The sequence below is a fragment of the Microcoleus sp. A2-C3 genome (genome assembly GCF_036706065.1).
Lineage (GTDB): Bacteria > Cyanobacteriota > Cyanobacteriia > Cyanobacteriales > Microcoleaceae > Microcoleus.
On record NZ_JAUBVX010000104.1, the window covers coordinates 1 to 5,257 of the forward strand.

Sequence of the window (5,257 nt, forward strand, 5' to 3'; positions counted from 1 at the left end):
CAGCCACCGATGGATAGGTAGGCGCAGGGGAATAGCAGGATGCCAGACCAGCCTACGAAGACGAAGCGATCGCGCTTAAGCCAGTCGTCGAGTACATCAAATATGCCTCGTTCGGTCTGGGCGCGTCCGACTGCGATTGTCATTACGCAAATCTCCAAATAGATATAATTACAACGGATTTGTCTCTAGTCATTATTGCCCAAACGTTGCTCTGCCTAACAGACAACGAGTTGGATTATGAAGAGAGTTTACTTTTCTTTACCGTATTTAAGATTATAGGAGTAATTCTTTACAATGGCAAGCATTTATTCAAGAATTTTGGGATCTTGACTGGTGTCGGAAGTCCTCGAAGTCCTGGAATAAACCCGGAATCCTGGCGGGCACTCTTGGCACCGCCCCGGATCGAAAGCGGATTTTTCCACAGCAATACTTTGTGACATCCCGCCGAAAGGGTAAAAAGCTGGTTTTTTGAGTCTTGATGCGTAAGTCCTGTCCTATATATATACTGAGGGTAGAGCTCCCAACTTAGGTTTTTAAGACTATATGTTCAGCATTGACATGATTGTGAAGAACACGCCCGTCTCCTTGTCGGTGCAGCGGAAGTTGGCGGAGGACGCTGAGGCTGTTTACCAGCAGGTTTTAGAGGCAATGCGCAACTCCCAACCGCAAATTTTGGAACTCACTTGTGAGAAAAATACTGAGAAAAAGGTAGCTGTCCTCAGCAGCGAGATTTCTGGGGTGGTGATCTCTCAGAAATCGGGGACTAATTCTGCAGGCCGAGCGCCGGGTTTTGTCTCGATGACAATAGGAGAATGAGGGCTGGGGGTGTTGGTGCCGATATGAGCCAGTCAGCGGTTGCGGTGCGCGATTTGGGTTTTTGCTGGCCGTCGGGCGATCGAGTTTTGCAAGGTTGCTCTCTGGATGTACCAAAGGGCGAGTTTTGGATGCTTTTGGGTACTAACGGTAGCGGCAAATCTACGCTGCTGAGGCTGATGGCTGGGCTGCTGCACCCCCAGTCGGGCGAAATTGATCTGGGCGGGCGTGTGGGTTTTGTGTTCCAAAACCCGGATCACCAGTTGGTGATGCCGACGGTGGGTGCGGATGTGGCTTTTGGTTTGGTGGAGGAAAAGCTTTCTAATCTTCAGGTGCGCGAGAGGGTGGCTGAGGCTTTGGAGGCTGTGAATTTGCTGGATTTGCAACGGCGGCCGATTTATGCTTTGAGCGGGGGACAGAAGCAGCGGATTGCTTTGGCTGGGGCGATCGCCCGTCATTGTGAAATTCTACTATTGGATGAACCGACGGCTTTGTTAGATCCTGATTCTCAGTTGGATTTGGTGGCGGCGGTGCAGCGGTTGGTGAAAAATCGCGGGATTACTGCTTTGTGGGTGACTCATCGTTTGGATGAGTTGAATTATTGTGATGGGGCTTTTTTGTTGGAAAAGGGCCAAGTTGTCGATCGGGGAGATCCGGCGCGTTTGAAGCAGCGGTTGATGCAAAGTCAGGATGTTTAGCGATCGAGCTATTTTAGAATATGGTGTCAATAGAATATGGTGTCATTGCGAGCGTCTTAGCGAAGCAATCTCAGGGCTCCGCAATTGCTTCGCTAATATCTCGCAATGACATTCAAGGACTCGCAATGACATTATTCATCGCAATTGGCGATCGCGCAACCAAGAATCTGCCCAAATTGTATCAGCTTCAGACAGTGCGGGTATTGGCTCTCGACAATAATCTATTTCCAGATCGTAACCCGCGATATCATATACTTGATTGAAAAGCATTTGCAGATCGACAATAGGTTCCGAGTCTTCTGGACGCAAAGGAACTGGGAAAGCAGGAATTGAATCTTGAATATTAAAAGGATACATATCGCCGGCAGGAAGGCGATTTCCCCGACAGACCAAAATCCGATATTGACTATCAATATTATTGCCAAAAACTGGCATTGGTTCACCGCGCCGTAGCAAATCAATCTCTATCAAATGAGTGCGACTGCCAAGTATTTGTTCGCGTTTTTTTTCATACATTTGCCTGCCTTTGCCCGGTCGTTTATTAGTAGGTGAAAGTATTTCGATCGTTGTGACTACTTCTTTGGTGTCCACTCCTCTGATTTCTAAATAACCTTCCTTGATAATTTCAGGCATAGGAAGTGTCACCGTCACTGGTTGTGCTGGAGGTGACAAAACAGCCACATTTGTGGAGGGGTTATTTGATGTTTCAGAACGCTGTACAGTCACATCGGGAATACCGACTAGCACTGACTTGTCGCTGGTTTCATACATCCGCAACTCTACAGCAACTCGATATTTAGGACGCAGTTGCGGAGATAAAAATCTGGCAATTTCACTGATCAACCAATGATGCACTTCAGGCCATAAATTAGGATGTTCTAAATAGGGATCTACACCGGGAAACGGGGATGGCATTGATTTGACTCCTTGACTTAAGTCTATTTACAGTTTAGCAACATTTTAATATTTGTGGAACAGGCATCTTGCCTGTTTTGTGGGGCGGGCATCTTGCCCACCCCACAACATATTTTAATGTTTGTGGAACAGGCATCTTGCCTGTTGTTGGCTTAAACTTGAATCGCCAATTCCGATGCAATTGGCACGCTGTTTTCATCCAACACAGACACCGCATTCACAAAAACAATTGTATGCGGGACTGTCGGCATTAAGCGGCGCAGTGCATTCAGGTAAGATTCTGCATCGCGGCGGCGGCTGAAACGGGCGACTGTTAACCGCTGACAGTTGGGGAGGTGGCGAATTAGATGCCAAGGCACAAGTCGATCGCGATATGTCGGTTCTTTTGGTATCATAGGAGAATCCTGTCCATGAAAATGGATTGTTGAGGAAAGGCGATCGCTCTTGATTTCTGAGGTCGGAGGGCGATCGCTATCTGTATATCATTAAAAGCTATGAGCATAGCTTGTGTCAAGCATAATGGGGCAAATTCGCTTACGAGTCCGAGAACTGGCTGAGGAGAAGGGTTGGACGCTGAAAGAAGTTTCCGAAAGAACGGGCATTCCCTACAGCACGGTCAAAAAATACGCGCAAGCCCCAAAACTGGCAACGGTGGACTACACGGCTTTGCAGAAGCTTGCGGCTGTCTTCGATTTGATGATCGAAGACTTGGTTGAGGTTTTGGAAAAGTAGGGGAGAGGGCTTTCTTTCTCTTCCTTAGCGCCCTTTGCGTCTTCGCGGTTCGTTTTTCGATCGGATCTCGGCTGTTTCCCTGCTGTCATCTATTAATTCTTTTGTTATGCTGTCAAGGCGATCGTTTGCATCCTTGGCAAGTTTCAAGCAACCCACACTTACAGCCATGCCGCTAGATGTGGTGACAGCGCCTTCAGTAACTTTGCCTGATAATAGGAGTGCCGCACCGAGAAGGCTAATGCAGGTAGAGAGTACGGTTGCTGCTAAAGCAGCGTTAAAGCTATAACGCGATTGGCGCAAACGCTCTTTGACAACAATCATTTCTAGTGCGGAGTGAGAGTTGGTGATTAACTTGTTATTCATGATTTCGGAGAACCTGTAGACTTCATATTTTTATTGTGAAGCCAAATGCCTGAAACCTTGACTAGGCAATGATTGTGTTGTTGTTGTCTTTTGACTTTGCTATGATTGCCTTATGCTTGAGATATGACTACGCTAAGAATTATTTTTATGAAATTGAGGTAATCGATGCCAGACGCTAGCCCATGCAGAAAAAAGAAAAAACTTACTATTACAGCAACTGAAAAAGGTGTAGAAACAGCAGAAAGAGCTTTAATCAGGCTAGGGTTTGACTCAAAGAGCAACTTTGCCAAGTCTCAATTGTTATCGCGCAGTACAGTTACAAACTTTTTCAATCAAGTTCCTATTCAGCCTGATTCATTCAAAAGAATATGTGAAGCACTAAAATTAAAATGGCAAGAGATTGCAGGAATAACACAAGAGAGCATAATAAATCACGAGCCAATAAAAATTCAGGTTAATGCTATGCCTGATATTATTGAAGAGGGAGTCAAGCAGAAAATGCTTGTCCCCCAAGTAGCTGTCATAGATAAAGACAGTCAAAACAACAAAATTTTAATAATTACATTGCAGGGTGATATGAATTCGATAAATTCGATTTCAGATCGCCAGAGATTTGAAGCTATGCTCAAAAAACATGGAGTTCCTACTATACAAGTTACTGATATTCAAGAAGGCAGTATCAAATTAATCATAGAAGGGTCTGAAGAAGATATTGAGCGACTTTTAATTCAGATTAAGTCAGGAGAACTAACAGAACTAGATGGGTTTCCTGTCGAGGATGTTCAAATATTAAGTGAAAGTTCGGAAGATGGCGAAAGCAGCGAAGAAAAATGGCGTTTAGTAGAGGAAATTGTTACTAACCAAATTATAGGGCGAGATTTAAACGGTGCTGATTTGAGCGACGCTGACTTAAGCGGTGCTTGCCTAATCGATGCAAACTTAAACGAGGCGGACTTAAGCGATTCTGACCTGAACAGTGCCAACCTGAGAGGTGCCAACCTGAGAGGTGCCAATCTGAGTGGTACCGACCTGAGTGATACCAACCTGAGTGATACCAACCTGAGTGGTACCGACCTGAGTGATGCCAACCTGAGCAGTACCATTCTGGGCCGTTTCAACCTGAGAGAGGCTCTTCAGAGAGGTGCCCTTCAGAGAGATGCCCGTGCCCTTCAGAGAATTGCTCTTCTGGGCGGTGCCAACATGAGGGATGCCCTTCTGAGCGGTGCCAACCTGAGCGGTGTCAACCTGAGCGTTGCCAACCTGAGCGGTGCCAACCTGAGAAGTGCCAACCTGAGCGGTGCCGACCTGATACTTGCGGATCTGAGTGGTGCTGACCTGAGTGATGCCAACCTGAGTGGTACCGACCTGAGACTTGCCAACCTAAGTGGTGCCAACCTGATCGATGCCGACCTGAGTGGTATCCAAGTTGAGAGAACTCGATTTCTAGATAACTTAGGAATTACCGAAGAGCAAAAAAAAGACTTAATCAAACGAGGAGCAATCTTTGAGGATTCCCCTGGTAATCCCGCAGGCATTCTCACTCGCGTATAAAGTCAAGTAGGGTGCGTCAAAAGAATGAAATTTTCGATAAAAACTTACAATCTCACAACTGACGCACACCCGGAATAAATGGTGTGTCAGAATTAGATTCCCCGCAGTTAAGTAGTTAAGCAAAATTAATTACATAATTATCTCCAAATTCTTTAAGAATTTTTTCGACAGATGAAACAAGAGAT

General features: G+C 45.9%; 7 protein-coding genes and 1 pseudogene. 4 read left to right on the top strand and 4 right to left on the bottom strand.

What is annotated here, in order from left to right:
• A pseudogene (locus QUB66_RS29310) lies at positions 1–143 on the bottom strand (photosystem II D2 protein (photosystem q(a) protein)); the annotation flags it as partial.
• Between the two features lie 400 nt (positions 144–543).
• Between QUB66_RS29310 and QUB66_RS29315 the strand changes: the two are divergent.
• Positions 544–816, top strand: coding sequence for a hypothetical protein (locus tag QUB66_RS29315; protein ID WP_265239348.1), 273 nt, complete (start codon positions 544–546; stop codon positions 814–816).
• Complete coding sequence (locus tag QUB66_RS29320; RefSeq protein ID WP_265239347.1) at positions 813–1,511, top strand: energy-coupling factor ABC transporter ATP-binding protein; 699 nt, start codon at positions 813–815, stop codon at positions 1,509–1,511. The genes QUB66_RS29315 and QUB66_RS29320 overlap by 4 nt, the downstream gene beginning before the upstream one ends.
• Before the next feature lie 135 nt (positions 1,512–1,646).
• On the opposite strand, the gene QUB66_RS29325 is transcribed toward QUB66_RS29320, so the two are convergent.
• A complete protein-coding gene (locus QUB66_RS29325) occupies positions 1,647–2,426 on the bottom strand; it encodes a DUF4058 family protein (protein WP_332970759.1) in 780 nt (259 codons plus the stop codon).
• A 152-nt stretch (positions 2,427–2,578) separates the two neighbouring features.
• On the bottom strand, positions 2,579–2,821 hold the full coding sequence (locus tag QUB66_RS29330; RefSeq protein ID WP_332970758.1) for a hypothetical protein: 243 nt from the start codon (positions 2,819–2,821) through the stop codon (positions 2,579–2,581).
• Between the two features lie 124 nt (positions 2,822–2,945).
• On the opposite strand from QUB66_RS29330, the gene QUB66_RS29335 reads away from it, so the two are divergent.
• Positions 2,946–3,158 (top strand): helix-turn-helix domain-containing protein, encoded by a 213-nt coding sequence (locus tag QUB66_RS29335; RefSeq protein ID WP_332970761.1) that lies wholly within the window; start codon positions 2,946–2,948, stop codon positions 3,156–3,158.
• A 24-nt stretch (positions 3,159–3,182) separates the two neighbouring features.
• On the opposite strand, the gene QUB66_RS29340 is transcribed toward QUB66_RS29335, so the two are convergent.
• A complete protein-coding gene (locus tag QUB66_RS29340) occupies positions 3,183–3,521 on the bottom strand; it encodes a TRADD-N-associated membrane domain-containing protein (RefSeq protein ID WP_332970757.1) in 339 nt (112 codons plus the stop codon).
• Positions 3,522–3,686: 165 nt separating this feature from the next.
• Here QUB66_RS29340 and QUB66_RS29345 point away from each other — a divergent pair, with 165 nt between their 5' ends.
• Positions 3,687–5,072, top strand: a complete 1,386-nt coding sequence (locus tag QUB66_RS29345) for a pentapeptide repeat-containing protein (RefSeq protein ID WP_332970756.1) — start codon at positions 3,687–3,689, stop codon at positions 5,070–5,072.
• Positions 5,073–5,257 lie beyond the last annotated feature (185 nt).